Annotated in this window: 23 protein-coding genes; 11 read left to right on the forward strand and 12 right to left on the reverse strand. The window is 67.0% G+C overall.

Going from position 1 to position 24,627, the window contains the following annotated elements:
• The first annotated feature begins 11 nt into the window (after positions 1–11).
• A complete protein-coding gene (locus AC1DYU_RS12885; protein WP_158482473.1) occupies positions 12–782 on the forward strand; it encodes a MotA/TolQ/ExbB proton channel family protein in 771 nt (256 codons plus the stop codon).
• Between the two features lie 50 nt (positions 783–832).
• Positions 833–1,657, forward strand: a complete 825-nt coding sequence (locus tag AC1DYU_RS12890; RefSeq protein WP_158482472.1) for an OmpA/MotB family protein — start codon at positions 833–835, stop codon at positions 1,655–1,657.
• A 66-nt stretch (positions 1,658–1,723) separates the two neighbouring features.
• Here AC1DYU_RS12890 and AC1DYU_RS12895 read toward each other — a convergent pair whose 3' ends face one another.
• The 3 genes from AC1DYU_RS12895 to AC1DYU_RS12905 all read right to left on the reverse strand — a co-directional run bounded on the left by AC1DYU_RS12895 (position 1,724) and on the right by AC1DYU_RS12905 (position 6,268).
• Positions 1,724–2,209: a CAP domain-containing protein gene (locus AC1DYU_RS12895; RefSeq protein ID WP_476791971.1), complete on the reverse strand. Its 486-nt coding sequence runs from the start codon at positions 2,207–2,209 to the stop codon at positions 1,724–1,726.
• Positions 2,210–2,252: 43 nt separating this feature from the next.
• The gene (locus tag AC1DYU_RS12900; protein WP_476791972.1) at positions 2,253–4,802 is read right to left on the reverse strand and encodes a DUF3772 domain-containing protein; all 2,550 of its coding nucleotides are present in this window, start codon (positions 4,800–4,802) and stop codon (positions 2,253–2,255) included.
• Positions 4,803–5,131: 329 nt separating this feature from the next.
• A complete protein-coding gene (locus AC1DYU_RS12905) occupies positions 5,132–6,268 on the reverse strand; it encodes an ROK family protein (RefSeq protein WP_476791973.1) in 1,137 nt (378 codons plus the stop codon).
• A 240-nt stretch (positions 6,269–6,508) separates the two neighbouring features.
• Between AC1DYU_RS12905 and AC1DYU_RS12910 the strand changes: the two genes are divergently transcribed.
• Both AC1DYU_RS12910 and AC1DYU_RS12915 read left to right on the forward strand, forming a co-directional pair.
• The gene (locus tag AC1DYU_RS12910) at positions 6,509–6,988 is read left to right on the forward strand and encodes a DUF2938 domain-containing protein (RefSeq protein WP_158482469.1); all 480 of its coding nucleotides are present in this window, start codon (positions 6,509–6,511) and stop codon (positions 6,986–6,988) included.
• Between the two features lie 34 nt (positions 6,989–7,022).
• Positions 7,023–8,258 (forward strand): amidohydrolase family protein, encoded by a 1,236-nt coding sequence (locus AC1DYU_RS12915; RefSeq protein ID WP_158482468.1) that lies wholly within the window; start codon positions 7,023–7,025, stop codon positions 8,256–8,258.
• A gap of 108 nt (positions 8,259–8,366) precedes the next feature.
• Here the strand turns inward: AC1DYU_RS12915 and AC1DYU_RS12920 are convergent, their stop codons facing one another.
• Genes AC1DYU_RS12920 through gloB form a run of 3 tightly spaced genes read right to left on the reverse strand, consistent with a single transcriptional unit; the run spans position 8,367 to position 10,396 of the window.
• Positions 8,367–9,164: a GNAT family N-acetyltransferase gene (locus AC1DYU_RS12920; RefSeq protein WP_158482467.1), complete on the reverse strand. Its 798-nt coding sequence runs from the start codon at positions 9,162–9,164 to the stop codon at positions 8,367–8,369.
• Positions 9,164–9,619, reverse strand: a complete 456-nt coding sequence (locus AC1DYU_RS12925; RefSeq protein WP_158482466.1) for a cupin domain-containing protein — start codon at positions 9,617–9,619, stop codon at positions 9,164–9,166. Before AC1DYU_RS12925 ends, AC1DYU_RS12920 begins: the two co-directional genes overlap by 1 nt.
• Before the next feature lie 12 nt (positions 9,620–9,631).
• Positions 9,632–10,396 (reverse strand): hydroxyacylglutathione hydrolase, encoded by a 765-nt coding sequence (gene gloB / locus AC1DYU_RS12930; RefSeq protein ID WP_476791974.1) that lies wholly within the window; start codon positions 10,394–10,396, stop codon positions 9,632–9,634.
• A gap of 150 nt (positions 10,397–10,546) precedes the next feature.
• On the opposite strand from gloB, the gene AC1DYU_RS12935 reads away from it, so the two are divergent.
• The 4 genes from AC1DYU_RS12935 (at position 10,547) to AC1DYU_RS12950 (ending at position 15,205) form a co-directional block, all read left to right on the forward strand.
• On the forward strand, positions 10,547–11,314 hold the full coding sequence (locus AC1DYU_RS12935; RefSeq protein WP_158482464.1) for a methyltransferase domain-containing protein: 768 nt from the start codon (positions 10,547–10,549) through the stop codon (positions 11,312–11,314).
• 109 nt (positions 11,315–11,423) lie between these two features.
• Positions 11,424–12,377 (forward strand): acetyl-CoA carboxylase carboxyltransferase subunit alpha, encoded by a 954-nt coding sequence (locus AC1DYU_RS12940; protein ID WP_476791975.1) that lies wholly within the window; start codon positions 11,424–11,426, stop codon positions 12,375–12,377.
• A 197-nt stretch (positions 12,378–12,574) separates the two neighbouring features.
• Positions 12,575–14,053 carry a L,D-transpeptidase family protein gene (locus AC1DYU_RS12945; protein ID WP_476791976.1) on the forward strand — a complete coding sequence of 493 codons (1,479 nt, stop codon included), beginning with the start codon at positions 12,575–12,577 and terminating at the stop codon, positions 14,051–14,053.
• Between the two features lie 225 nt (positions 14,054–14,278).
• A complete protein-coding gene (locus AC1DYU_RS12950) occupies positions 14,279–15,205 on the forward strand; it encodes a TorF family putative porin (protein WP_476791977.1) in 927 nt (308 codons plus the stop codon).
• A gap of 53 nt (positions 15,206–15,258) precedes the next feature.
• On the opposite strand, the gene AC1DYU_RS12955 is transcribed toward AC1DYU_RS12950, so the two are convergent.
• The gene (locus tag AC1DYU_RS12955; protein WP_158482460.1) at positions 15,259–15,762 is read right to left on the reverse strand and encodes a MarR family winged helix-turn-helix transcriptional regulator; all 504 of its coding nucleotides are present in this window, start codon (positions 15,760–15,762) and stop codon (positions 15,259–15,261) included.
• Positions 15,763–15,807: 45 nt separating this feature from the next.
• Here AC1DYU_RS12955 and AC1DYU_RS12960 point away from each other — a divergent pair, with 45 nt between their 5' ends.
• Positions 15,808–16,800 carry an alpha/beta fold hydrolase gene (locus tag AC1DYU_RS12960; RefSeq protein ID WP_158482459.1) on the forward strand — a complete coding sequence of 331 codons (993 nt, stop codon included), beginning with the start codon at positions 15,808–15,810 and terminating at the stop codon, positions 16,798–16,800.
• Here AC1DYU_RS12960 and hemH read toward each other — a convergent pair.
• Positions 16,716–17,780: a ferrochelatase gene (hemH, locus tag AC1DYU_RS12965; protein ID WP_476791978.1), complete on the reverse strand. Its 1,065-nt coding sequence runs from the start codon at positions 17,778–17,780 to the stop codon at positions 16,716–16,718. The two genes, AC1DYU_RS12960 and hemH, sit on opposite strands and share 85 nt — an antisense overlap.
• Before the next feature lie 195 nt (positions 17,781–17,975).
• Here hemH and AC1DYU_RS12970 point away from each other — a divergent pair, with 195 nt between their 5' ends.
• Both AC1DYU_RS12970 and ung read left to right on the forward strand, forming a co-directional pair.
• Positions 17,976–19,496 carry a bifunctional metallophosphatase/5'-nucleotidase gene (locus tag AC1DYU_RS12970; protein ID WP_158482457.1) on the forward strand — a complete coding sequence of 507 codons (1,521 nt, stop codon included), beginning with the start codon at positions 17,976–17,978 and terminating at the stop codon, positions 19,494–19,496.
• On the forward strand, positions 19,493–20,191 hold the full coding sequence (gene ung, locus AC1DYU_RS12975) for a uracil-DNA glycosylase (protein ID WP_476791979.1): 699 nt from the start codon (positions 19,493–19,495) through the stop codon (positions 20,189–20,191). Before AC1DYU_RS12970 ends, ung begins: the two co-directional genes overlap by 4 nt.
• Before the next feature lie 110 nt (positions 20,192–20,301).
• Here the strand turns inward: ung and AC1DYU_RS12980 are convergent, their stop codons facing one another.
• The 4 genes from AC1DYU_RS12980 to AC1DYU_RS12995 form a co-directional block, all read right to left on the reverse strand.
• Positions 20,302–21,534: a phenylacetate--CoA ligase family protein gene (locus AC1DYU_RS12980; protein WP_476791980.1), complete on the reverse strand. Its 1,233-nt coding sequence runs from the start codon at positions 21,532–21,534 to the stop codon at positions 20,302–20,304.
• A gap of 15 nt (positions 21,535–21,549) precedes the next feature.
• On the reverse strand, positions 21,550–22,230 hold the full coding sequence (locus AC1DYU_RS12985) for a zinc metallopeptidase (protein WP_476791981.1): 681 nt from the start codon (positions 22,228–22,230) through the stop codon (positions 21,550–21,552).
• A 31-nt stretch (positions 22,231–22,261) separates the two neighbouring features.
• Positions 22,262–23,110 (reverse strand): ABC transporter ATP-binding protein, encoded by an 849-nt coding sequence (locus AC1DYU_RS12990; protein WP_476791982.1) that lies wholly within the window; start codon positions 23,108–23,110, stop codon positions 22,262–22,264.
• A 153-nt stretch (positions 23,111–23,263) separates the two neighbouring features.
• Positions 23,264–24,595, reverse strand: coding sequence for an ABC transporter substrate-binding protein (locus tag AC1DYU_RS12995; protein ID WP_476791983.1), 1,332 nt, complete (start codon positions 24,593–24,595; stop codon positions 23,264–23,266).
• Between the last annotated feature and the right edge of the window lie 32 nt (positions 24,596–24,627).

Genomic DNA, 24,627 nt, shown 5'->3' on the forward strand with positions numbered 1-24,627 from the left:
GGATCGTCATCATGGATATTGCGACCGCCGTAGGATTGCTGTCCGGCGTCGGCGTGCTCGTCGGCCTGATCCTGCTCGATGGCGGCAATTTCAAAGCCTATTACGACATCCATGCCGTCGTCGTGATCTTTGGCGGCGCCACCGCCGCGACCATGATCCGCTTTCCCTTCTCGGTGATCCTGCACGGCATTCCGATGGGCATCCGCTTCGCCTTCACCATGCGCTCGGTCCACCCGCGCGAACTCATCGACGAAATCACCCGCGTCGCTGATATCGCGCGCAAGAGCGGCCCGGTCGCGCTCGAGACCGCGGAGGTCTCCGACACCTTCCTCGCCCAGGGCCTGCGCTACATCGCCGACGGCTACGACAAGGAGTTCATCCGCGACACGATGGAGCGCGACCGCGACAATTTCCTGCAGCGGCTCGACGAAGGCTCGAAGGTCTATCGCGCGGTCGGCGACTGCGCCCCCGCCTGGGGCATGATCGGCACGATTCTGGGCATGGTGACGATGTTCGCCAACATGTCCGACCCCTCCAAGCTCGGCGGCGCCATGGCGACCGCGCTGCTGGCGACCCTTTATGGGGCGGTCGTCGCCAACCTGATCGCCATGCCGATCGCCGACAAGCTGCACATCAAGCTCGAGGAGGAGGAGATCTCGCGCACGCTGATCATCGACGGCGTGCTCCAGATGCGCGACGCTAAAAGCCCGACGCTGGTCCGCGAAATGCTCCTCGCCTATCTGCCCGATCACCATCGGGGCGAGATGGCGGAAGCCACCTGACCGGGGCCTGAGCGATGTCCGGGATCTGACCGATGGCCGGGAACTGACCAATGGCTAGGAAAAAGCGCGGCGGCCATGGCGGCCACGGCTGGTTCGTCACCTTCGCCGACCTGATGGCGCTGCTGATGAGCTTCTTCGTGATGCTCGCGGCCTATTCGAGCCAGGACAAGGCCAAGCTCCAAATCGTCGCGGGGTCGATGCGAGAGGCCTTCGGCAACCAGAAGGACATCAGGCTCGCCGGCATCGTCGAGACCGACGGCATCCCGACGGGAACCTATGTCAAGAACGCGCGCATCAGGCCGCTCCCTGACGCCACGGACACTCCCGGCCCGGCCAAGAACCAGCCGCATGAGGACGGCCTTCAGGATCCCGCGCAGGACCGCGGCTTCGCCCTGGCCGCAGCCTCGCTGCGGCAGGCGCTGCGCGACATGCCCGAGATCGCCGAGGTCTCGCGCAACATCCTGGTCGAGGTCTCAGAGACCGGCATCGACATCCAGCTCGTCGACCAGGAAGGCCGCGCCATGTTCGCGGAGGGCAAGAGCCAGCCCAACGAGCGCATGCGCAAGGTGCTGGCGGCACTGGCCCCGACGCTCAGGCGCATGCCCAACAAGATCACGATCAGCGGCCACACCGCCACGCCGCGGCCGGGCGCACCGCCGGAAGGCGACCCCTGGGAGCTATCCGTCGGCCGTGCCAATGCGGTGCGGGAGATCATGGCCAATGCGGGCGTGCCGAGCGACCGCTTCGCCTCCGTCTCCGGCAAGGGCGACACCGAACCGCTGGTCAAGGACAATCCCTATCTGCCCTATAACCGCCGCGTCGGCATCGTGCTGAAGGCCGACGCGCCGCCGCTGCCAGCCAACATCAAACCCTGACGCGCGTCACGGCGCCGGAGTTCGCGGGGCCAGGATTCAAGAGACCAGGGTTCAGGAGGCCCGGGTTCAGGGCGCCAGGATCAGGGCCCAGTAGACCTGGTATTTCGAGCCCGGCGCATAGGCCGTGGCAATGCCCATGCGCCGGGCACCCGCCACCTTCATGACGCGGTCGTGCTGCGGCGAATCGCGCCAGCCCGAAAACGCCTCCGCCAGCCGCCGATAGCCCGCCGAGAGATTGGCCTCCGCACCCGGCTGCCCGCCGCGCGCCAGCCGCGCCTTCACGGCCTCGGCCTGCGCCGGCTTGTCGACGGCTGCCATCGCGCTCGCCTCCTGCTGCGCGGCCGCGACCAGATCGGGATCGAGCGCCAGCGCGTTCAGGCCGGCATTCAGCCGATAGGCCGAAATCATGGCGCGCGCCTCGTTCTCGTCGACCCGGGCCGAAGCCGAGCCGAGATCGCGGTAAAACGCGGGCTGGCTCGTACGCGCTGGCTCGGTGCAGCCGGCGACGCCGAGCAGCGCGAGCGCTCCGGCGACGAGGACGGGACAGGTCATCGGCCGGGCTTTCGCCGCGCCGCGTCGAAGGCTGAACATCGCATCATTCCTTGCTGTCGTCCTTGGCCGGTTCCGGCGGTGCGGGAGCGGGCACAGGCGCATGGCCGGTCTCGGTCTCGTCGTCCTCGGCGGAAAGTGAAGCCGGTGCCTTGCGCCCGGCGCGGGCGGTCGCAGCGGGCTTTGCGGTCCTGATCGCCTTGCTCTCGCGAACCACGGCGGCGGCGATGTCGCCGAGCGACTGCTCGACGCCTTCGAGCCCCTTCACCAGCAGCTCCGGCGTGCCGGCGGCCGGCTCCATCTCGGTCAAGCGCTTGTGGATCGCGAAATTCAGGTCGCTGGTCACGCGCCCGACGATGTCGACATCGGCGACGACGCAGATCAGCTCGAAATCCATCGTCGCCGTGCCGATCTTCTTGAACATGATCGACGGCGGCGGCTTCTGCATCACGTCGCCATGCGCACTCGCGACCTCGCTCAGCATGGCTCGGACGGCTCCTGCGTCGAGGGTGCGCGGCACCGAGAGCGCGATCAGGATGCGCCCGGTGCGGTCGTTGCGGACCCGGTTGCGGACGACGCCGGAAACGAGATTCGAGTTCGGCACGATCACCGATGAGCGGTCGAAGGTCGCGATCTCGGTCGAGCGCACATTGATCTTCTTGACGATGCCTTCGGCGTCTCCGACCACGACCTGGTCGCCGACGCGGATCGGCCGCTCCCAGAGCAGGATCAGCCCCGAGACGAAGTTCGACACCACCGATTGCAGGCCAAAGCCGATACCGACCGAGAGCGCGCTCGCCACCAGCGTCAGCCGCTCCAGGCTCAGGCCCAGCGCCGAGACCCCGAGCGCGACCGCGGCGATGTAGCCGACATAGCCCGCAGCCGTGGTGATCGAGTTGCGCAGGCCGGTGTCGAGCTGCGTCGTCGGCAGGAACTTGCCCTCGAGCCAGCCCTGCATCGAGCGGGTCGCGGTGAGGCCGGCCGCAAACAGCAAGCCGGCGATAATGATCGAGGACAGCGAGATCGTCACCCCGCCGACCTGGAAGCCGAAGAAGGCTGCCCGCAGCGAGGTCAGGAAATCGGCCGATTCCAGCCCCCAGGGCGCCAGCACCAGCAGGAAGGTGACGACGATCAGAACAAGCTTGAGCACGCCGGCCGCGATGACGGCGATCTTGTCCAGCGTCCCGGTTCGGATGCCCAGCCCCGCCTTCAGCGTCAGCGCGAGCCGGCCCTTTCCGGTCAGCGCCTGGGGGATGCCGAGATCCACGAGCTGATAGGCCAGCACGAAGATGCAGGCCACGATGCCGATCCAGACCACCTGCTCGATCAGGAAGGAGGCGAAGACGACATAGCCGCTGAGGACCGCCAGCGAAATGACCAGCCCGACGATCCAGCCGAAGATGCGGATCGGCCCCAGGCTCGCGCCATCGACCGCGACATAGGGCCCCAGACAAGCCTCCTCCTCGACCTCCTCATTGTCGCGCAGGCGGTAGAGCCCTGCCACCAGCGTCAGCGCGAAGATGATGATGAGGATGCTGCGCAGGATGATCGAGACGGCCAGACCCGCCGCAATCGCCGTCAGCCACGCTTCCAGCACCTTGCCGACCGAGAGCACCAGCGCCAGCGAGGTCCCCATCCAGACCACGATGCGCGCGGTCGAATCCATCACGCTGACCAGCCGCCGCTGTGGCTGGCTGGGGGCGAACAGCGCGTCGAGCAAGGACTGGACGAAGGCGACGACGGCAAGCCCCGCAACCACGGCCGCCACCACCGGCTGTATCCGTGGCGGCAGCAGCCCGGCCGTGTTCAGCGCGGCATAGATCAGCCAGCTTGCCAGCGCTGGCGGCGCGGCGCCGGCAACGACATGCGCGAGCGCGACGTAGAGGCAGTGCAGGCTGCCGGTGTCCTGCGTGTTGCCGAAACGCGCCTTGAAACGCGGCAGGTAGCGGCCGCGGGCCAGATAAAGCAGGGCGGCGCCGATGAAGGCGAGCGCGACCAGCCCGCCCCGCACGCCGGACATCGCATCGGCCACGCCCGACAGCCAGCCGCCGAAGATATAGCCCGAGGCGCGCAGATCCTCAGGCACGGTCGAGATCGCGCTGCTCCACATGTCCGGGTTGAAAACCGTCGGGCCGGCGGCAAAGAGAACCTTGGCGAAGAGTTCGCGACGGCGATCGCCGATTGCCGTCTGGAGCTGCTCTGCCTGCAGGAAGGCGGCGCGGGCGATCTTCATCGTCTCATCCGCCTCGGTGAAGGCCTTGAGACGGCTCTCGCGCTCGCGCGCCACCTCCGCACTTTCGGGCGGGGCGGCGGCATCGGGTTTCGCACCAAGCTGGTCGAGGCGGAGCTTGGCCTGTTCGACGCGCGGCGCCTGCTCCTCGATGAGTTGGCGCAACTGGTCGAGCGAGGGTTGCAGGCGGACACGCTGCCGCTGCAGTTCCGTTTCCGTGGCGGTCGGTGCCGCCAGCGTCGTTTCGATCTGGGTCAGCTCGAGGCGGATTGAATCGAGCCGGGCGCGGGCCGCCGTTGCATCGACGGCTACCGGTTGGGCAAAGGCCTGCCCCAAGCCAGCGAGGATCGCGAAAAGCAGCGCCATCGCGACGACGAACCCATGCGCAAGGCTGGGCCTGGGTGTGGGCGCTTGCCCCATGCGCGCAGCCATGCCGATGAGGCCTCGCTCAGACTGGTGATTCGATGCTGGTTCGACCCTCGCCACAGCTTCGGCCGCAAGGCAAGCGCAGCTCCGCCCAAGACAAGCACAGCACCGGATATGCGGGACGAGGAGCAAGGGCGGGACCTGTCTGAACAGTTCGGGATGGCGGCAGCTCCGCCGGAGCGGACACGGCGGCCGGGCTCCTCATCCCTCTCAAACCGGACATCATCATGGCGCCGCAGAACATAAGGCGACGCCGGGGAGCCGCGTCCTCAGTCTTTGGACCTTGCCTTGCCCTTATCGGCATCCTTGCTCTTGTCGGCATTTTTGCTCTTCGGCTTGGCCCGGTTGCGATAGCTCGCATTGCCCAGCCCGGTGCCGATGGTGAGCACGGCCCAGTTCTCGACATCCTGCATCGCCGGCATTTCGCTCAGGCCCTGGATCACCGCGTCGTTGTGCATCACCACCTGCGTCTCGTGGTCGCCGATCTCGGGAACCAGTTCGCGAATGCTATCGACGAGATTGAAGCGGCTGCTTTCCCAGTTCCCGGGCAGGTTCTGCGCGCCGCGGTCGATCGCGCCGTCCGGCTCGATCAGGCCGGGACAACCGACACCGATGAAGGGCGCAACGCGCAGGCCGTCTTTCTCCGCCTGCTTCAGTTGGGCCTTCAGCATCTCGCCGAGCCGCTTGATCGCCTCGTCGCGGCTCGGCTCGTCGTCCGCGTGCCGCCAGAGTTCGGACGAGGAGACCCGCGCCTTGCTGAGATCGGGCGACTTGTCCTGGCGCAGATCGACGATGCCGGCCCGGATGTTCGAGCCCCCGATATCGACGGCTACCAGGCTGTCATAGGCCTCGAAGATCCATTTCGGCGCGAGATGCGCGCTGCCCACCAGTCCGGCCTCGTCGGGGTGATGGCTGATCGGCACGAGATCGATCTTGTGGCCGTCGGTGCTCAGGATGATGCCGGCGCGCCCGATGGCGAGCTGGCCGATACGGCTGTCGCTAAACCCTCCGCCGACAACGATGCGCTCGACGGGCGCCCAGCTCTTGAGCCGAACGAAGCGGCGGACGACGAAGGCGAGCGACTGGGCGAAGCGCTCGATCGCGCTGAGCATCAGCGCCGCTTCATGCGGGTCGCCGTCCTTCAGCAGTGCATCCAGTTCCTTTTTGCTGATATCGATGGTCTCACCCTTCAGCGGGTCCCCGCCCTGCTCGCGCAGATGCAGGCGAAGTGCGTCGAGATGTTCGACGAAGGCGCTCCGGCTCGCCTTGTCACCGATGAAGCCGTCCTGGTCCCGGATTTCGAGATTATAGCTGGTCACGCTGACCGAGGGCAGTTCCGCTGCGCCATGCGGTCCGTGCGGAGGTGTCTCGCGGCTGCGTGTCGTCCCGGCCGTCGCGGCGCCCATGTCGTTCTCCCCAAGCCTGCTTCGACTGGGGCAACCCCTCGATGCTGGCGATGTTCCAACCCGGCGCGTCGCCCGGCGGCAGCGCCTGGCGCATGGCGCGCCTGCGCCGGTCGCGGCATTTTCGAAAGCCTCACCGGTTGACCCGCCGGGCGGATCACCGCTCCATGGGCCTCACTGCAAACGACGCCGTGAACCGGCGCTAAGGACGGGGGCCGGGCTTCCGCGCTCCGGGGGGATGACATGGTGGATTTGATCGTTCGTGCGGTGCTGATTGGCGTCGGCGCGACCGTGCTGCTCGATCTCTGGGGGCAGGTCTTGAAGCGCACCATCGGCTGGCCGCCGACGAACTGGGCGATGCCCGGGCGCTGGCTCGTTCATCTCCTGCGCGGGCAGATGGTCCATGAGGACATTGCCAAGGCCGAGCCGGTCGCAAACGAGCTCGCCATCGGCTGGGCCTTCCACTACGCCGTCGGCATCCTCTTCGCCGGCATCGTCCTGGCGATCTGGGGCGTCACCTGGGCCTATAACCCGACCTTCCTGCCGGCGCTGATCGTCGGACTCGCCACGGTCGGCTGTGGCTGGTTCATCCTGGCGCCCGGCATGGGCGCCGGCATCGCGGCCTCGAAGCGGCCCAACGCCAACCGCATCCGGCTGATGAACATCATCGGCCATATCGTCTTCGCCATCGGCCTCTACGGCACGGCGCTGCTCACCCGCTAAATCCCCTTTCGGAACTCCTGCAGAGACCAAGATCATGGCCAGCACGCTCTTCACCAATGCCCGCATCGTCGACGGCACCGCGCCCGAAGCCGGCGCTCCCGTCAGCGTTCTCGTCGAGGGCGGCACGATCCGCGAGGTCGGCAAGTCGGTGACCTCGGCCAAGGCCAAAATCGTCGACCTCAAGGGCAAGACCCTGATGCCCGGCCTGATCGACGCGCATGTCCATGTCGTGGCCGGCGTTGCCGATCTCGGCAAGAATGCGATGCTGCCGGATTCGCTCGTCACAGCACGCTCCTTCGTGATCATGCGGGATATGCTGATGCGCGGTTTCACCACGGTGCGCGATGTCGGCGGCGCCGATTTCGGCCTGAAGCAGGCGACCGAGGAAGGCCATTTCCCGACGCCGCGCCTCGTCATCTCCGGCAAGGCGCTGAGCCAGACCGGCGGCCATGCCGATTTCCGCGGCCGCTATGACGATGCGACCACGCCGCTGACGCGCCACCGGCTCGGCGCGCTCGGGCGCATCTGCGACGGGCTCGACCAGGTCCGCCGTGGCGCGCGCGAGGAGATCAAGGGCGGCGCCGACTTCATCAAGATCATGGCCAATGGCGGCTGCGCCTCGCCGACGGACCCGATCCATTTCCTCGGCTTCTCCGTCAGCGAGCTGGAGGCGATCGTCGAGGAAGCCCGCATGGCCGGCACCTATGTCTCCGCCCATGTCTACACCGACGAGGCGATCCGCCGCTGCGTCGAGGCCGGCGTGCATTCGCTCGAACACTGCAACCTGATCGAGGCCGAGACCGCGAAGCTCGCAGCCTCCAAGGGCGCGGTCGCGGTGCCGACGCTCGTCACCTATGACAAACTGGTCTCGGACGGCCCCAAGCTCGGCTTCCCGCCGGATTCGGTCGCGAAGGTCGATGTCGTGCGCTCGGCCGGCATGAATTCGCTCGCGATCATGAAGAAGGCCGGTCTCGCCATGGCCTATGGCTCCGACCTGCTCGGCGAGATGCACAAATACCAGTCGGAAGAGTTCGTCATTCGCGGCCGGGCGCTGCCGGCTCATGAGGTCATCGGCTCGGCCACCCATGTCGCGGCCAAGCTGCTCAAGCTCGAAGGCAAGATCGGCACGATCGCGGCCGGCGCCCACGCCGACCTGATCGTCGTCGACGGCGATCCGCTCAAGGACCTGTCGCTGCTGACCCGCCAGGGCAAGCACATGCCGCTGATCATGAAGGGCGGCGCCTTCATGAAGCGGGCGAGCCTGGGTTGAGCAAAAACGGCGTCATGCTCGGGCTCGACCCGAGCATCTCGTGACCAGAGGTCTCCGGCGCCTCATCCGGCCGGAGATTCTCGGGTCAAGCCCGAGAGTGACGGGTGCTCACGCGCCCAGATCGAGCACCCGCGTCTCATAGGCGTAGAGCTGGCGGAAGCCGAGGCTGCCATAGAGCCCAAGCGCGACCGCGTTGGTCTGGTCGACCTGGAGATAGGCCTGTTCGCAGTCCATCGCGCGGGCCCAGCCCATCAGTCCGCCGACCAGACGCCGGCCGAAGCCATGGCCGCGATGGGCGGGGTCGACCACGACGCTGCCGATCTCGGCCATGCCGCGCTCGGCCACAGCCATCCCGAAGGCGACCGACTCGCCCGCGACCATCCAGGTCGCAAAGGCCGCCGGCAGACGCACTGCGTCGACGATCGCAGCAAGCTTGTCGACATCCTGCTTGATGCCGGTCTGTCGCGCCGCGACGCCGGCGATCCACTCCTGGCTCGGGCGTGCCTCGATCTCAAGCTCGGGCTCGGCTTCGGGCACGAGATCGGCGAGCGCTCGGATCAGGCCGAAGGAGGCATCCTTGACCCGGTAGCCGCGCGCCAAAACCGCTGCCCGCGTCGCCTCGCCGACCAGCGGCGTCAGGCGGATGCAGGGCGGCAGCCCATCGGCCCGGTAGAGCTCCTCGATCAACGCCAGCGTCGCCTCGTCGAGCTCAGCGCCTGGTTTCAGCGGCGAGGCCGAGTTGGCCCGGCCCGAATAGCCGCTGGCGAAGCGCACCACCCAGTCGCCGATCAAAAGCGTCGCCGGCGACGGCCAGGCATTGACGATGCGCCGCTCGCAGTCGAGCACGAGGCCGAGATCGCTTTGATCGACGCCGTCCTGACTGAGCCCCTTCTGAAACTCAGCCATCACGCTCCTCCGGGCTTGCGCGGCGTCGGCCGCCAGCCGGGCGGCGCCATCTCGAATGCCTCGAAGACGAAGCCCGGCGCGACCGTGCAGCCGACCAGCGTCCAGGCTCCGAGCGAGGTCGCGCTCTGCCACCAGCCAGCCGGCACGACGAATTGCGGCCGCTGGCCTGCGGCAAGGTCGGTGCCAAGATGATGCGCCGAGGCGTCATGCCCGTTGGACGAGACGCTGATCACAAGCGGCGCACCGGCGTAATGGTGCCAGATCTCGGCGGCATCGACGCGGTGCCATTCGGAGGTTTCGCCGGTGTCGAGGAGATAATAGATCGCCGTCGAGACGCTGCGCCCATCCGCTTCACGCGGATCGCGAAAGGTCTCGCGGTAATGCCCGCCCTCGGGATGCGGCTTCAGATCGAGCAGGCGGATCACCTCGGCAGCGGTCAGGCCATCCAGCTTCATCGAGCCGCCCTCTCAGAACCGGTTCTTGGCTTCGCGCAGCGCGGCAAACACATCGCCGGCCGGCGCCCCGACGAGACCGACCGCCGCGCCCAGCGCGCCCTCGCCCGCCCGGAAGAACGGATTGGTCGCGGCTTCCTCCGCCACGGTGGTCAGCGCCCAGAAGCGCCCGCTCGCCTTGGCCGCCTCGGCCTCGGCCAGCCTTGCCGTCAGCGCCGCATTGGCCGGCTCCATCGCGGCAGCGAAGCGGGCGTTCGAAAGCGTATAGTCATGACCGCCGAGCAGGCGGATGTCGCCGGGCAGGGCGATCAGTCGCGACAGCGAGGTCCACATCGCCGCCATCTGGCCGGGCTGGACCCGCCCGCAGCCCATCACGAAGACGACGTCGCCGACCAGCGCCAGCTTGGCGCTGCGCGAGACGAAGCTGAGATGCCCGGCGGAATGGCCCGGCGTATGCCAGATCTCGAAGCCGTCGTTACCCAGGAACACCACATCGCCCTCGCCGATGATGCGGTCGAGCGGCGCCGAGTCAGCGGCATCCGCCGGCCCGCAGACCTTGGCGCCGGTCGCCTGCTTCAGCTCGACCACGCCTTGCGTATGGTCGGCATGGGCGTGGGTGACGAAGATCTCGCTGATCGTCCAGCCCTTGGCCTTCGCCGCCGCCATGACCTGCCCGGCATCGGGAACGTCGACGGCCGCGCAGGCCCCTGTCGCGGGGTCGTGGAGCAGCGCGCCGGCATTGTCGCTGAGCGTGCGGAAGACGTGGAGATCGAGCGGCATGGGAGGCTCCGGAAAACAGGCTGACCCATTGGCGAATAGCGAATGGAGCGGCCGGAAGCCAGTCTCGACCGCCAACGGTCGTTCGGCCGCAGCGCTGACTTCGGCAGCAGCGCCCTTGCTTTGGCCGCCCCGCCGTTCCATCTCACGCTCATGTCCCTCGACGTCGTCGACCTGCGCGCCTTCTATGCCAGCCCGCTCGGCCATGTGGCGCGGCGCTTCATCGGCACGGCGATGCTGCGCTTCTGGCCCGATTGCGCCAGGCAGCGCGTGCTCGGACTGGGCTTCTCGACGCCCTATCTCTCGGTGCTCGGCGTCAATGCTGAGCGGGTGATCGCCTTCATGCCGGCGGCGCAGGGCGTGGTGAACTGGCCCTCCGACGGCCTGTCCGCCTCGGCGCTGGTCGAGCCGACCCTGCTGCCGCTGCCGACGGCCTCGATCGACCGGGTCGTGCTCGTCCACGCGCTGGAGGAAACGGAAAGCCCCGAGGATCTGATCGAGGAGGCGGGGCGGGTGCTGTCGCCCGGCGGGCGGATGATTCTGGTGGTGCCCAACCGGCGCGGCCTCTGGGCCCGCATGGACGGCACGCCCTTCGGCCAGGGCCGTCCCTTCAGCCGCTCGCAGCTTGAAGCTCTGATGCGGAGCGCGGAATTCTCACCCGAGAACTGGGCCGAAGCGCTTTATGTCCCGCCGCTGCGCCGGCGTGTGCTGATGCGCTCGGCCGCGGCCTGGGAGCGGGTCGGGGCCGGCCTCTCCCTGCCCTTCGCCGGCGTCCATGTGATCGACGCGACCAAGCAGGTCTACCGTCGCATTCCGCTGCGCGCGACGCGCCGCAGCTTCGCCTTCCGGCCGATCCTGCTGCCCCAGCCGACCCCGACACCGCGCAATGGCAATGCCCGCGACGGCACGCCGCCGGGTTGACAAGCCCGCGAGAGCGCGGCCAAGGTCCGCCGCTTTTCGCGAGCCCGGTTCCGCATGACGCTTTGACGCGCCGGAATCGTCCCGGCGCGGAACCTGAAACTGGATCACGATGCGAAGCTATCTGGATTTCGAGAAACCGGTCGCCGAACTGGAGGCGAAGGCCGACGAACTGCGTGGCCTCGAGGCCAAGGGCGAAGGCTATGCGCTGTCCGAGGAGATCGAGCGGCTCGATGCCAAGGCGAGCCAGGCGCTCAAGGATCTCTATGCCGCGCTGACGCCGTGGCAGAAGACGCTGGTTGCGCGCCATCCGCAGCGGCCGCATTTCAAGGATTACTGCGCCGCGCTGATCGAGGAGTTCACCCCGCTGGCCGGCGACCGCGCCTTCGGTGAGGACGAGGCCATCGTCGGCGGCTTCGGCCGCTTCCGCGGCGAGCCCGTCTGCGTCATCGGCCAGGAGAAGGGCGATTCGACCGAGACGCGCATCCGGCATAATTTCGGCATGGCCAAGCCCGAGGGCTATCGCAAGGCGGTCCGGCTGATCGAACTCGCCGACCGCTTTGGGCTTCCGGTGCTGAGCTTCATCGATACCGCCGGCGCCTATCCCGGCATCGAGGCCGAGGAGCGTGGTCAGGCCGAGGCGATCGCGCGCTCGACCGAGGCCTTTCTCGGTCTGCGCACGCCCAGTGTCGCCCTGGTGATCGGCGAGGGCGGCTCGGGCGGCGCCATCGCGATCGCAGCCGCGAGCCGGGTGATGATGCTCGAGCACGCGATCTATTCGGTGATCTCGCCTGAAGGTGCGGCCTCCATCCTCTGGCGCGACACCGGCCGCGCCCAGGACGCTGCGACCGGCATGAAGATCACCGCGCAGGATCTGCTGAGGTTCGGGGTCATCGACAGGATCGTGAGCGAGCCGACGGGTGGCGCCCATCGCGACCGGCAGGCCGTCATGGGCCGCGCCAGCGATGCGCTGGCCTCGGCGTTGTCGGATCTGGCGGGGCTCTCGCCAGACGAGATCGCCGATCAGCGTGCGGCGAAATTCCTCGCGATCGGACGCAATCTCTGAGGGCTGCCCGGTTCCTTACGACAGCGTGGTGACCAGGGGCCGATTAACCCCGCCTTGACCATGTGGCCTAGACCACGGACCCTGTGGTAAGGAACCTTCAAGGCTAACGCTTCTAAAACGGGACGGCGGGCACAATTTGGCCGTCTTGCGAAGTCACAGGTCGCGCTCCTGGCCGGCCGTTCGATGGGATTGACGACGTGGCATTCAAGCAACTCGCGCTCGTGGCTTTTGTTGCATTGTCCCTGGGCGCCTGCGAGGAGGACCGCTATCGCGGCTCCGCCCGCCACCACATCCCGATTCCGTCGGCGACCTACACCCTCATGGCCGAGAAGGGCATGAGCAAGGACCAGCCCGTGCTGATCCGCTCCTACAAGAAGGAGTCGGAGCTCGAGGTCTGGAAGCGCAAGCCCAACGGCCAGTACGCCCTGCTCAAGACTTATCCCATGTGCCGCTGGTCCGGCCAGCTCGGCCCGAAGATTCGCGAAGGCGACCGCATGGCCCCCGAGGGCTTCTACGCCATCAGCCCGGCGCAGATGAACCCGAACTCGTCCTATTACGTCTCGTTCAATATGGGCTATCCCAACGCCTATGACCGTTCGCATGGCCGCACCGGCGCGCATCTGATGGTGCACGGCGCCTGCTCCTCGGCCGGCTGCTACTCGATGACCGACGACCAGATCGGCGAGATCTATGCGCTCGTCCGCGAGGCCCAGAATGCCGGCCAGAAGGCCGTCCAGATGCAGGCGCTGCCATTCCGGATGACGCCGGAGAACCTCGCCAAGCACCGGCTCGATTCCAACATCGCCTTCTGGAAAAACCTGAAGGAAGGCACCGACTATTTCGACGTCACCGGCGACGAGCCGCAGGTTGGCGTCAACGGCGGGCGCTATGTCTTCAACGGCAATGGCGACACCTCGGTCGCCCAGGCCGTGCAGCAGAAGCGCCAGCAGGACGACATGCAGGTCGCAGCCCTGGTCGCCAGGGGCACGCCCGCCATCAAGCTTCTCTATGACGACGGCGACCAGCATAGCTCGTTCAAGACCGCGCTTGTCGCCAGCGGTTCCGATTCGCTCAACCGCTCGGTCTCCTGGGCCTCGCGCGATGTCGGCGTCAGCCGTCCCGACGCGCTGACCATCGGCCCGCAGGTCGTCGTGCTAGACGACAAGGGCAAGGCGAAGGCGACCGTCCGGGCGCAATCGGCCGATAACGAAGCCGTGCTCGCCGCCGTCTCGGCCGCCGCCCAGCCGCAGGTCGCCAAGGTCGAGCCAGCCAAGCCCGATACGACCAAGCCCGAAGCCAACAAGACCGGCTCGATCAAGCCCGAGGCGTCCAAGTCTGAGGGGGCCAAGCCTGCCGCCGCTCAGGCCGCGACGCAGCTCGCCAGGGTCCAGCCGGGCGCCGCGTCGCCCGCTCCCGTCGCTGCTGAAAGCCAGACCGGTTCCTTCGGCACCGCATCCGACGAGAGCCAGCCCTTCTATCGTCGCGCGCTCAGCTTCATGCCGCTGATCGGCGGATCGCAGCCGCCGGCCGAGACTGCTGCACCTGTCGCCTCGACCGTGCCCTCAGTGCCGACCAATATGCGGGCGCCGCTGCCGCCGCGCCGCGCTGACACCCTGCGGACCACCTATCTGGACAAGCCGGAAACCGCTTTCACCGGCCAGCCCGCAATCCGCTGAGACCAAATATTACGCGCTGAATACGGCGTGATCGAAATACAACAGCCCACCGCTTTGTCGGCCTGGACTATTTCGCAGGCGCAAAAGGCCCCTCAAGCGGGGCCTTTTGCTTAAACCCTGAGCATCCTGCCAAAAACCTTGCCTTGCTGAAAATGGCGATCGGCCGCCTTCATTGTGGCGGAAACGCGCTGCGGCGCAGAGCTCGATTTTGGCACGGAGCAGATAATGGCTTTCGATTTCGTCCGTTCTTCGGTGGCTGGCCTGACCCTGTCTCTCGCGGCTTTCGCCGGCGCCGCGCAGGCCGCCGATCTCCCGAGCCGCAAGGGCGCGCCGCTCGCCCCGATCCCGCCGAGCATCACCTGGATCGATGCCGCGATCAGCATCAAGGGCGTCACGGACTACAACTTCCGCGGCATCTCGCAGACCGACCGCAAGCCCGCGATCCAGGGCGGCGTCGAGCTGCAGATCTACGACAACCTGTTCTATGTCGGTGTCTGGGGTTCCAACGTCGATCTCGCCACCAGCCCGCCCGCCGAAATCGACTTCACTGCCGGTATCCGGCCGAAATTCGGCCCCGTCACCTTCGATCTCGGCGTGATCCAGTACTACTACCCCAACGAGAAGCGCTTCATCGACTCGCTGGGCGCGACCTGGACGCCGCGCAACACCGATTTCATGGAAGTCGTCGGCAAGGTCTCCTACAACTGGGACGACAAGGTCACCGTCGGCGCCAACGTCTTCCATGCTTGGAACTGGCTCGGAACCGGCGCGGAGGGCACCTACGCCTCGGCCACCGCCAAGTACAACCTTCCCTTCCTCGAAGGCCTCTCGGTCTCCGGCGAATTCGGTCGCTACTGGCTGGGCACGACCAACACCAATATCGCCTTCCCGGTGGCAATCCGCCTGCCCGACTACAACTACTGGAACGTCGGCCTGTCCTACACCTACAAGAACCTGACGGCGGATATCCGTTATCACGACACCAACCTCTCCAAGAACGAATGCTTCCTGCTGACCTCGGATCCGCGCGGCATCAACCGCGGCAACGCGACCGGCAACTACACCTCGAACTGGTGCAACCCGACCGTGGTCGGCTCGCTCTCCTTCGACATCACCGCCAGCAGCATCGGCATCTTCGCCCCGGCGAAGTAAGCCTCGACGCACGGCAGATCAGCAGGGGGCCGCTCGCAAGAGCGGCCCTTTTGCTATTCCTGCGGGGCGGCGGGCTCGGCTCGGCCTTCGAGCGATGTCGCGATCCGGCGCATCATCTCGCCGATCGAATCGCATTCGGCGTCGCTCAGCACCGTCATCATCTCCTCCAGCCTGGCGACATGGATCGCCATGGCCCTGTCGGTCAGGGCAGCGCCTTCGTCCGTCAGCCACAAGCGACGGACGCGGCGGTCGGCGTCGTCGCCGCGCCGCTCGATCAGGCCGCGGCGCTCCAGCTCCGGCAGGAGCATGCTCATGGTGCTCCGCCCGACCAGCAGCTTCTCGGCCAGCGCCTGCTGGGTCAGCCCGGGATAATGGGCGATGTTGGCGAGCACGTCGTAATGCGCGAGCTGGATGCCCAGCGGCAAGAGCGCCTCGCCAAACACCCTCTTCCAGAGCTGATGGACGCGCGCCACCGCGATCCAGTTGCGGAAGCGCGGCAGGTCCCAGGGCAGACGGGGTTTGTTCGGCTGGGGTGAAGGCTCTTGCTTTTTGTTCATGATTGAACATACTCGTTCAAGGCTGAACAAATCAGGACTCGCGCCATGGCCGCCTCGTTCCTCCGCCTGCTCCGGCCCGTTATCCGCGCCTCAAGCCTGATCGCGCCGCGCCTGACCGGCCGGCTCGCTTTCAAGGCCTTCTGCACGCCACCCCGAGCTCATCAGGGAATCAATTCCGGCCCTGCGGTCAAGTCCATGGGCGGGCGGCTGGGCAGGGCGGCTCGGGTTTCGGTCCCTTTCCCTTGCGGCTCGGTCTCGGCCTATGTCTGCGAGCCTCGACCCGAGATCGCGAGGAGCCCGGCGCAAACCGTCATCCTGCTGCATGGCTGGACTGGCGAGGCGGCCACGATGGGCGCCTTCGTCGCTCCCCTGCTGAATGCGGGTTTCCGGGTCGTCGCCTATGATCTGCCGGCGCACGGCCAGTCGACCGGCTCCGAACTCAACGTGCCGCTCGGCGTGGCGAGCCTCGAGGCCGTCGCGCGTGCCTTCGCGCCCGTGCATGCGATCGTGAGCCACTCCTTCGGCGGGTCGATCGCGCTCGCGGCGCTCGCAGGCACTGTTCCCGCGCAGCCGCGCGTGATGGCACAGCGCCTCGCCATGATCTGCCCGCCTTCGTCGCTGGCGCAGGTGACACGCCAGTTCGGCAGGGCGATCGGCTTAAGCCAGCGCGGTCAGGCGGCGCTGGAGGCGCGCATCCACAGCGTCGCCGGAACGCCGATCTCAGCCTTCGAAGGCGCCGATCAGCTCGCGCGCTTCGGCGGGCCGACGCTGCTGCTGCATTGCCGCGACGACAAGGAGGTCGGCTTCGCCAATGCCGAGATGCTGGCCGGCGCCGGTTCCTTCGTGCGGCTTCATGCCGTGCAGGGGCTCGGGCATCGCCGCATCCTGCAATCGCGCCAGGTCGCGGCGATCGTCGCGGATTTCGTGGCGGGGCGCGCGGCGCAGCGGGCGGATCAGACCCAGCCCATCAGCTCGCGGCGCACCACCGCCTCGATCGCGTCCACGCCTTCCGCCGAGGCGTTCAGGCAGGGCAGATAGGCGAATTTTTCGCCGCCGCCATGCATGAAGAATTCGCGGTTCTCGACATCGAGTTCCTCAAGCGTCTCCAGGCAATCGGCCGAGAAGCCCGGCGCGACGATCGCCATCGACTTGGTGCCCGACGCCGCCAGCGCCTTCACCGTCTCGTCGGTATAGGGCTGCAGCCACTCATCGGGCCCGAAGCGCGACTGGAAGGTCAGCCGGAAGCGCTCGCGGCTGAAGCCCAGCTCCTCGCGTAGCAGCCGCCAGGTCTTGGCGCAGTGGCAGTGATAGGGGTCGCCCTTGAGCAGATACTCCTTCGGCATGCCGTGGAAGGAGCACAGGATCACCTCCGGCTCGAAATCGAGCTTCGCGAGCGAGGCGCGCATCGAGGTCGCCAGCGCTTTGATATAGGCGGGATCGTCGTGATAGGGCGGCACGACGCGCACCGCCGGCTGCCAGCGCATCGTCATCAGCGCGCGGAAGGCCTGGTCGCAGGCCGTGGCCGAGGTCGGCGCGGCATATTGCGGATAGAGCGGCACCAGCAGGATGCGGTCGCAGCCCTGGTCGAGTAGGGCCTTCAGCCGGCTCTTCACATCCGGGAAGCCGTAGCGCATCGCCCAGTCGAAGACGACGCGATCGCCTGTCTCCGGCGCAAGCCGCGCGGCGAGCTGTTCGGTCTGGGAGCGCGTGATCGTCTTGAGCGGCCCCTCATCGCGCTCATTGTTCCAGATCGAGGCGTAGTCCTTGCCCTTGCGGCCCGGTCGGGTCGTCAGAATGACCAGATTGAGCAGCGGCCACCACAGCCAGCGCGACGTCTCGATCACGCGACGGTCGGACAGAAACTCGCGCAGATAGGCCCGCATCGGCCAGTAGCTGGTGCCTTCCGGCGTGCCGAGGTTCATCATCAGGACCCCGATCCGCCCGCTCCGGATCGGAGGATGATCTCTCGGCAGCGGAACGGCATATCCGGCAGCGGCTGGCGGCGTCTCGGAGGTCATGGCACGCTCTTTCATCTGACCCGTGATTTAGACGAGTTCCGGTTTTCGTCCAGTCGTGAAACGTCCGGAAATCGGGGGTGCGACACTGCCGAACCTTCAACAGGACCTGCGACGCGGCCGAGGCGATGGTTGCGCTGGCCAGAACGGCGCAAGCCTTGCTAGTCTGGAGGTGTTCTCAATCAGAGGCTCCACCTCATGACCAAGCTGACCCGCCGCAACGCCCTGGGCGTCATCGCCGCCCCGGCCGCGCTCGCCGCCACAGCGCCGGCCGCGATCGCCCAGACGCCGGCGCCTGCCTTCACGCTGCTGCTGATCAACGACATCTACAAGATGAGCGACGACAAGGGCCGCGGCGGCTTCGCGCGCGCCGCCGGCATCGCCAGGGCCGAGCGCGCCAAGGGCGTGCCCGTGCTGTTCTGCCATGCCGGCGATTGCTATTCGCCCTCGCTGATGTCGGGCTTCGACCAGGGCGCCCATATCGTCGCGATGCAGAACAAGATGGGGCTCGACGTCTTCGTGCCAGGGAACCACGAATTCGATTTCGGCAAGGAGAACTACCTCAAGCTGACGGCAGCCCAGAGCTATCCGACCTTCGCCGCCAACCTGCGCGACGCCGCCGGCCAGCCTTTGCCCGGCCATAAGGACAGCCAGATCTTCGAGCTCGGCGGCTTCAAGGTCGGCGTCATCGGCACCGCCTATGACCCGACCCCGCAGATCTCCAACCCCGGCGACCTGAAATTCTCCTCGACCATGGAGGCGCTGCGGCGCGAGGCGCGCGCGCTGAAGAGCCAGGGCGCCGACATCCTCGTCGCCGTCGTTCATGCCGACCGCGCCATGGACAACGCCATCGTGCGCTCGCGCGTCGTCGACATCCTGCTCACCGGCCACGACCACGACCTCGCCATCGCCTATGACGGCAAGGTCGTGATGGTCGAATCGAACGAAGAGGGCAATTACGTCACCGCCATCGACATCGCCGTCAGCGTGCGCGGCGAGGGCGCCGCCCGCCAGGTCTCCTGGACGCCGACCTTCCGCGTCAACGACTCGCGCGGCGCGACGCCCGACCCCGAAGTCGCGGCCCTGGTGAAGGGCTACGAATCCGAGCTCTCGAAGGAGCTCGACATCGATGTCGCCGTGCTCGCCGCACCGCTTGATTCGCGCACCGGCGTCATCCGCACGCAGGAGACCGCGATCGGCAACCTGATCGCCGATGCGATCAAGACCGCGACCGGCGCTCAGCTGGCGATCACCAATGCCGGCGGCATCCGCGCCAACAAGCAGTATCCGATCGGCCACAAGCTGACCCGCCGTGACGTGCTGAGCGAACTGCCCTTCGGCAACGCCACCGTCATGGTCGAGATCACCGGCAAGGACGTCAAGGACGCGATCGAGAACGGGCTGCGCGACGCACCCCAGGGTGCCGGCCGCTTCCCTGTCGTCTCCGGCCTGGCCTTCGAGGCCGATTTGAAGCAGCCCCAGGGCTCGCGCGTGACCACTGTGACGGTCGACGGCAAGCCGATCGACCCCGCCGGCAAATATACGGTTGCGTCGAACAACTTCATGCTGGAAGGCGGCGACGGCTATACCGCACTCGGACGCGGCAAGACGCTGATCGGCCTGACCGACGGCAAGCTGATGGCCAATGAGGTGATGGTCTATCTGCGCCGGCTGGGCACGATCGACGCCAAGGTCGAGGGCCGGGCTGTCCTGAAGTGAGCTGCCGCACCGCGCTCGCGGCCTTTCTCGCGAGCGCTGAGGCCAGGGACTGGGGCGCGCTGCCGGTTTTCCAGCCTGGCGCGCAGGCCCAGCGCGCCTGCGCCGCCGTCGATGCCGAGCGGGAGGCCGGCCATGTCGTGGCCCCCGCCCCCGAACGCGTCTTCGCCGCGCTGGCGCTGACGCCGCTCGACAGCGTTCGCGTCGTCATCCTCGGCCAGGACCCCTACCCGACGCCGGGCCACGCCAACGGGCTCGCCTTCTCCTATGTCGGCCCGCCGCCGCTGCCGCGCTCGCTGGTCAACATCTATCGCGAGCGCGGCGACGATCTCGGCCTCGTTGCACCGGCTGACGGCGATCTGACGACATGGGCAAAGCAGGGCGTGCTGCTTCTGAACACCGCGCTAACCGTGCGCGAAGGCGCGTCCAAGGCCGGCTCGCACCTGCTGCTCGGCTGGGGCGCCGTGACCGATGCGATCATCACAGCCGTCTCGCGCGAACGGCCGCATGTGGTCTTCATCCTCTGGGGCAATCCGGCGCAGATGCGGCGGCCTCTGATCGACGAAAGCCGTCATCTGGTGCTGGCAAGCGCCCACCCCTCGCCGCTTTCGGCACGGCGGGGGTTCTTCGGCTCGAAGCCGTTCTCGCGGGCGAATGCGTGGCTGGAGTCGAAGGGAGAAGCGCCGGTCAACTGGTGAGGATCGTCATTCTCGGGCGAAGCGAAGCGCAGACCCGAGAATCTTAGGCCGAATGAGGCGCCGGAGACCTCTGGTGACGAGATGCTCGGGTCAAGCCCGAGCATGACGCGCTATCCAACCGGCCGCTCATCGGCGATCACCTTGCCATCGTTCGGCAGCGCGCCCAGCGGCAGGATTTCGACCGCGCCGCGCAGCTTCGTCACCTGCTGCAGCGTCGAGGAGACGGCGTCGATCAGCCCGGCGGGTTCGGCATAGATCTCCGCCTTCAGCGTCATCGTGTCGACCTCGTCGGCGCGGCCGACGACGAGGCGCAGCTTGGCGATCTCGCTATGGCGCTTGGCGATCTCCGCGACCTGCTCGGGCCGCACGAACATGCCCTTGATCTTGGCGGTCTGGTCGGCGCGGCCCATCCAGCCTCTGATGCGGCTGTTCGTCCGGCCGCAGGCGCTGACGCCCGGCATCACGGCGGTGAGATCGCCGACCGCGAGCCTGATCTGGGGATGATGCGGGTCGAGATTGGTGACGACGATCTCGCCGACCTCACCCTCCGCCACCGGATCGCCGGTGCCCGGCCGCACGATCTCGACGATCAGGTTCTCGTTCAGAACCATGCCCTCGCGGGCGGATGTCTCATAGGCGATGATGCCGAGATCGGCGGTGGCGTAGAGCTGATAGGCATCGACGCCACGCTCCTTGACCCAGGCCTGCAGCGAGGGCGGGAAGGCGGCGCCCGAGACCACCGCGCGCTTGATGCAGGAGATGTCGACGCCGCGGCTTTCGGCGGCCTCGATCAGCATCTTCAGGAAATCAGGCGTGCCGGTATAAGCGGTGGGCCTGTAAGCCGAGATCACCTCCATCTGCTGCTCGGTATTGCCCGGTCCGGCCGGGATCACGGCGCAGCCGAGCGCACGGGCGCCGGAATCCATGATGAAGCCGCCCGGCGTCAGATGATAGCCGAAGGTGTTGAGCACGATGTCGCCGGCCCGGAACCCTGCCGCGAACAGCCCGCGCGCCGTGCCCCATGGGTCACGCCCCGTGCCCTCGGGCTCGAAGATCGGGCCGGGTGAGGTGAAAAGTCGCCCGAAGGCGCCGGGCTGGCCGGGAACGAAACCGCCGAAGGGCAGCGCTGCCTTCTGCAGAGCTGGCATATCCGCCTTGCGCAGGACCGGCAGCTCAGAGAGCGCGTTGCGATCGGTGATTGCGGCAGGATCGACGCCTCCGAGATGCGCGGCATAGGCCGGCGCCGTCATCGCGGCGGCCAGTACCGCCGGCAGGCGGGCGAACAGATCCGCCTCGCGCCTGTCCGGCGGGCGGGTCTCCAGATCATCGTGATGGGCGCTCATCGATCATGTCCCGGTTCAGCGGATGATGCGCAGGAAGCGCAGGAAATTGAGCAGGCCGATCAATGCGCCCGCGACATAGGTGAAGGCGGCCGCGCGCAGCACGCCACGCGCCGCCGGCAGATCCCGCGGATCGAGATAGCCTTCAGCCGAAAGGATCGGCAGCGCCTTGCCGAAGCTGGCATCGAACTCCAGCGGCAGCGTCACCAGATGCACGACCAGGCCGACGCCGAGCATGGCGATGGCGATCCCGACCTGCATCAGCCCGATCGCGGGCACATGCGTGATCGCCATGACGATAGGGGCCGTCAGCAGCACCGCCATCGCGATCTTGTCGAAGACGCCGAGAAAGCGCGCCAGCATGGTCCGCAGCGCGAAAAGTGTGCTGCCCTGGGCGTGCTGGATCGCGTGCCCGACCTCATGGGCGGCCACGGCGACGGCCGTGATCGAGCGCCCGTCATGATTCTCCGGCGACAGCCGCACGACCTGGGCGATCGGATCGTAATGATCGCCGGCCGAGGTGCTTTCGACCGCGACCGTGCCGAGCTGGAACCGGTCGAGCAGATGCCTGGCGAGTTCGCCGCCGGTTCCCGGCAGGTCCGGGCGTGGGGTTGCGTGTCGGCTCATCTGGTTTCGCACCCAGGCCTGTGGCCCGAAGATCAGGAGGATGACGACGATGGCGATGAGAGCGTAGAGCATCGCAGCGCTATACCGCCTGCCGCCCCGCCGGTCACGACAGCCACCGCTTGCGGCGCTTGTAGCTCTTCACCTCGCGGAACGACTTCTTGTCGCCCTCGGAGACGCCGAGGTAGAATTCCTTCACGTCCTCGTTCTCGCGCAGCATGCTGGCCTCGCCATCCATGACGACGCGGCCGGTCTCCATGATGTAGCCATAGGTGGCGTAGCGCAGCGCCATGTTGGTGTTCTGTTCGGCGACGAGGAAGGACACCCCGTCCTCGGCATTCAACCGGCGCACGATCTCGAATATTTCCTCGACGATCTGCGGCGCCAGCCCCATCGAGGGCTCGTCGAGCAGGATCATCTTGGGCTTCGACATCATCGCGCGCCCGACCGCGCACATCTGCTGCTCGCCGCCCGAGGTGTAGCCGGCCTGCGAGTTGCGGCGCTGCTTCAGCCGCGGGAACAGCTCGTAGATCTTCTCGAGGTCGCGCTTGATCGCGGCATTGCCGTCGCGGCGGGTGAAGGCCCCGGTCAGCAGGTTCTCCTCGATCGAGAGATGGCCGAAGCAGTGCCGGCCCTCCATCACCTGGATGCAGCCGCGCCGGACCAGTTCGTTGGGCGACATCTTGTCGACGCGCTCGCCCTCGAACACGATCGAGCCCTTGGTGACCTCGCCGCGCTCGGCCTTGAGCAGGTTCGAGATCGCCTTCAGCGTCGTCGTCTTGCCGGCTCCGTTGGCGCCGAGGATCGCGACGATGCCCTTGCGCGGCACATGCAGCGACACCCCCTTCAGCACGAGGATGACGTGATCGTAGATCACCTCGATATTGTTCAGCGACAGGATGTTGTCGCTGGTGGGGGCGGTGGCAGTCGGCTGGTCGAGTGTGGCGGTGGACATCTCGCGCTCCTTCCTTCTCCCCTCGGGGAGAAGGTGGCCCGGCATAGCCGGATCGGATGAGGGACGGACGGATGAGGCACTGCAAGACTTCCCTCATCCGTCTGCTTTGCAGACACCTTCTCCCCCGAGGGGAGAAGGGCCAGGCTCGTCAGCTCAGGACGACTTCTCGCAGGCTTCCGTCCGCTTCGGCCAGTTGCCGGCCTTGTCGGTGTAGTCCTTGGCGTTGGCCTCGATCAGCGGCCGGACCTCGTCCTTGAGCGGCTCGAGCCAGTCGCCCTTCTTGGTCCATTTCGTGCCGTCCCACTCGGCGACATAGGCCTTGCTGTGGCCGGAATGGTCGGTGCAGGAGATCGTGGTCGGCGTGGCGAAGCCTTCCATGCCGATCTCCTTGAGCCGCGCCTCGGTGATGTTGAGGCTCTCCAGGCCGCGGCGCATGTCCTCGGCGGTGATGACCTTCTTGCCGGTCAGCTTCTGGGCATTGCGCATCGCCTCGACCACGAGCATCGAGTTGTAGACGCCGCGGTTGTAGAGGTTCTCGCCGACCTTCTCCTTCGGCGCGAGGCTCTTGCCCTTCTCCACGACATATTTCTGGATGTCCTGGATCGCCGGGAAGTTGGTGCCGGCCGCATTCAGGTTGAGCGACTTGTAGCCCTTCGCCTCCGGCCCGCCGGCGCGCGCATCGTCATCGCCGCCAGCCCACCAGACACCGATGAGCTTGTTGATCGGGAAGTTGTTCTTGATCGCCTCCTTGACCGCGGTCGGGTTCATCGCGCCCCAACCCTGGTTGTAGAGGTAGTCGGGCCGGTCACGTCGGATCGACAGCCAGAGCGAGCCCTGGTTCTGCATGTCGGCGGCGGCAACGGGATAGATCTTGAGTTCGAAGCCGTATTTCTTGGCGAGGTTCTCGAGCACCGGGATCGGCTCCTTGCCGAAGGGCGCGTCGAGATGGATCAGGCCGAGCTTCTTGCCCTTGAGCTTGTCCATGCCGCCGAGTTCGGCCGCCATGTGCTTCACCATCAGCGATGCACCGTCCCAATAGGTGAAGGGCGGAATGAAGACCCAGGGGAAGGCGGTGCCGTCGGCCGAGGCCGAGAGGCCATAGGCCATCGACAGGATCGGAATCTTGTCGATATGGGCACGCGGGATCGCGGCCAGCGTCGCGCCTGTCGACCAGGGCGAATAGACGATCGTGTTCTTCGATTTGGCCTGTTCGTAGCACTCGATCGACTTCTTGGTGTCGTAGCCGGTCTCGCATTCCTCATAGACGATCTTGACGCCGCCGACGCCGCCGTCGCGCTCGTTGATCATGGTGATGTAGTCGCGCATGCCGTCGCCGATCGGGATGCCAGAGCCGGCGAAGGGGCCCGTGCGGTAGGCGTTGTTGGCGAAATAGACCGAGTCCTGCGCGACGGCGGGCGCAGCGTACGCACCGGCCGCCAGCAATGCGCCCAAGGCTGCGCCCTTCATAAGATGAGATGTCTTCATGGCTTCATCCTCCGTTCGTTTCCCCCGGCGGT

This window comes from Allobosea sp. P2_B12 (assembly GCF_056404835.1).

Coding starts and splice junctions, on each gene's coding strand:
- AC1DYU_RS12885 (WP_158482473.1), top strand. CDS start 12: ATGGATATTGCGACCGCCGTAGGATTGCTGTCCGGCGTCGGCGTGCTC.
- AC1DYU_RS12890 (WP_158482472.1), top strand. CDS start 833: ATGGCTAGGAAAAAGCGCGGCGGCCATGGCGGCCACGGCTGGTTCGTC.
- AC1DYU_RS12895 (WP_476791971.1), bottom strand. CDS start 2,209: ATGACCTGTCCCGTCCTCGTCGCCGGAGCGCTCGCGCTGCTCGGCGTC.
- AC1DYU_RS12900 (WP_476791972.1), bottom strand. CDS start 4,802: ATGGCGCTGCTTTTCGCGATCCTCGCTGGCTTGGGGCAGGCCTTTGCC.
- AC1DYU_RS12905 (WP_476791973.1), bottom strand. CDS start 6,268: ATGGGCGCCGCGACGGCCGGGACGACACGCAGCCGCGAGACACCTCCG.
- AC1DYU_RS12910 (WP_158482469.1), top strand. CDS start 6,509: ATGGTGGATTTGATCGTTCGTGCGGTGCTGATTGGCGTCGGCGCGACC.
- AC1DYU_RS12915 (WP_158482468.1), top strand. CDS start 7,023: ATGGCCAGCACGCTCTTCACCAATGCCCGCATCGTCGACGGCACCGCG.
- AC1DYU_RS12920 (WP_158482467.1), bottom strand. CDS start 9,164: ATGGCTGAGTTTCAGAAGGGGCTCAGTCAGGACGGCGTCGATCAAAGC.
- AC1DYU_RS12925 (WP_158482466.1), bottom strand. CDS start 9,619: ATGAAGCTGGATGGCCTGACCGCTGCCGAGGTGATCCGCCTGCTCGAT.
- gloB (WP_476791974.1), bottom strand. CDS start 10,396: ATGCCGCTCGATCTCCACGTCTTCCGCACGCTCAGCGACAATGCCGGC.
- AC1DYU_RS12935 (WP_158482464.1), top strand. CDS start 10,547: ATGTCCCTCGACGTCGTCGACCTGCGCGCCTTCTATGCCAGCCCGCTC.
- AC1DYU_RS12940 (WP_476791975.1), top strand. CDS start 11,424: ATGCGAAGCTATCTGGATTTCGAGAAACCGGTCGCCGAACTGGAGGCG.
- AC1DYU_RS12950 (WP_476791977.1), top strand. CDS start 14,279: ATGGCTTTCGATTTCGTCCGTTCTTCGGTGGCTGGCCTGACCCTGTCT.
- AC1DYU_RS12955 (WP_158482460.1), bottom strand. CDS start 15,762: ATGAACAAAAAGCAAGAGCCTTCACCCCAGCCGAACAAACCCCGTCTG.
- AC1DYU_RS12960 (WP_158482459.1), top strand. CDS start 15,808: ATGGCCGCCTCGTTCCTCCGCCTGCTCCGGCCCGTTATCCGCGCCTCA.
- hemH (WP_476791978.1), bottom strand. CDS start 17,780: ATGACCTCCGAGACGCCGCCAGCCGCTGCCGGATATGCCGTTCCGCTG.
- AC1DYU_RS12970 (WP_158482457.1), top strand. CDS start 17,976: ATGACCAAGCTGACCCGCCGCAACGCCCTGGGCGTCATCGCCGCCCCG.
- AC1DYU_RS12980 (WP_476791980.1), bottom strand. CDS start 21,534: ATGAGCGCCCATCACGATGATCTGGAGACCCGCCCGCCGGACAGGCGC.
- AC1DYU_RS12985 (WP_476791981.1), bottom strand. CDS start 22,230: ATGCTCTACGCTCTCATCGCCATCGTCGTCATCCTCCTGATCTTCGGG.
- AC1DYU_RS12990 (WP_476791982.1), bottom strand. CDS start 23,110: ATGTCCACCGCCACACTCGACCAGCCGACTGCCACCGCCCCCACCAGC.
- AC1DYU_RS12995 (WP_476791983.1), bottom strand. CDS start 24,595: ATGAAGACATCTCATCTTATGAAGGGCGCAGCCTTGGGCGCATTGCTG.